This window comes from Rahnella perminowiae (assembly GCF_019049755.1).
Taxonomy (GTDB): Bacteria; Pseudomonadota; Gammaproteobacteria; order Enterobacterales; family Enterobacteriaceae; genus Rahnella; species Rahnella perminowiae.
In genome coordinates this window covers 1-1,217 of record NZ_JAFMOS010000156.1, presented here as the reverse complement: position 1 = coordinate 1,217, position 1,217 = coordinate 1, and the positions used below count along the sequence as shown (strand labels likewise).

Annotated in this window: 1 protein-coding gene; it reads left to right on the top strand. The window is 48.2% G+C overall.

Annotation, left to right across the window (positions count from 1 at the left end; all coding sequences use genetic code 11):
• Positions 1 to 219: 219 nt before the first annotated feature.
• The gene (locus tag J1785_RS00860; protein WP_129951128.1) at positions 220 to 984 is read left to right on the top strand and encodes a DUF481 domain-containing protein; all 765 of its coding nucleotides are present in this window, start codon (positions 220 to 222) and stop codon (positions 982 to 984) included.
• Positions 985 to 1,217: the final 233 nt, after the last annotated feature.

Sequence of the window (1,217 nt, the reverse complement as noted above, 5' to 3'; positions counted from 1 at the left end):
TTTCTATTGCCGGAAATATATGTCACTCGGAACTATCCAAAAAAGCCGCTTTATTAAGATATCCTGGGCTGAGTGCGTTATATTTGTTGCGGTAGAAATATTTGTATGCATATGCCATCGAAATGGAGTTGCCAGGCTTGATTAACGGATCCTAATTTATGGCATAAATCGTGTGGTTCCAGTGTCGTTATTTGCCTTAAGTCCTATTGGGGAAACAAAATGTTTTTTCGGGTTGTTCGTCGTTTACCAGCTTGTGCCGTAGTCTGCGGTGCAGCGCTGTTCAGTATTTCAAGCCTTGCAGACACCACCATTTTCACCGCGTTAGATGACCCTGCTCAGGCGAAAAAGCCGTTCGAGGGCAATGTTCAGGCGGGTTACAGTGCGCAAACCGGTAACACCAGCAACTCCACGCTGAATGCTGATACCACCATGACCTGGTTTGATACCAACACGGCATACAGCCTGTGGGGTTCTGCGCGTAATACCTCTTCTTCCGGTGTGCGTTCCTCCGAGAAGTATCAGGCCGGTGGCCGTACACGTTATAACCTTGACAACGCGAACTATGTGTTCGGTCAGGGCAGTTGGCTGAGTGACCGTTATAACGGTTACCGTTCACGTACTGTGGGTGCCGTCGGTTATGGACGTCAGATCTGGAGCGGTCCGGTTCATACACTGAATCTGGAAGCCGGTCCGGGTGTACGTCATGATGAATTCGAACAGGGCGGTAACACCACCCGTGCGCTGGCTTATGCCTCAGGCACTTACGGTTATCAGATCAGCGATACTGCGCGCTTCACGCAGGGTGTGTCTGTATTAGCGAACGACGAAACGACGCTGAACTCAGAAACCGCGCTGACCGTTGCGATCAACTCCCACTTCTCGTTGAAAGTGGCGTATGACGTCACCTATAACACCAAGCCACCAGCCAGCGCGCCGGATAAAACCGATACCGTGACGTCTGTAAACCTGGTGTACGGTCTGTAACTTCCTTTCGGGACGTTATGCCAAAAAGTCAGAGGAGAAATCCTCTGGCTTTTTTTATGGCTTATTTTGCCAGAATATTAAACTGGATTTTAAATAAGCGGAGGGCTGTTAAACGAAACGTCTGACTTTCATTGTCTGAATTCTGTTTTTTTAAGCATACGAAAATACCTGGAAAAAACCGGTAACCCTGCAGGCAGCCTAAACGGAATGAATACCCCTACAAATCATAATTT

Coding starts and splice junctions, on each gene's coding strand:
- J1785_RS00860 (WP_129951128.1), top strand. CDS start 220: ATGTTTTTTCGGGTTGTTCGTCGTTTACCAGCTTGTGCCGTAGTCTGC.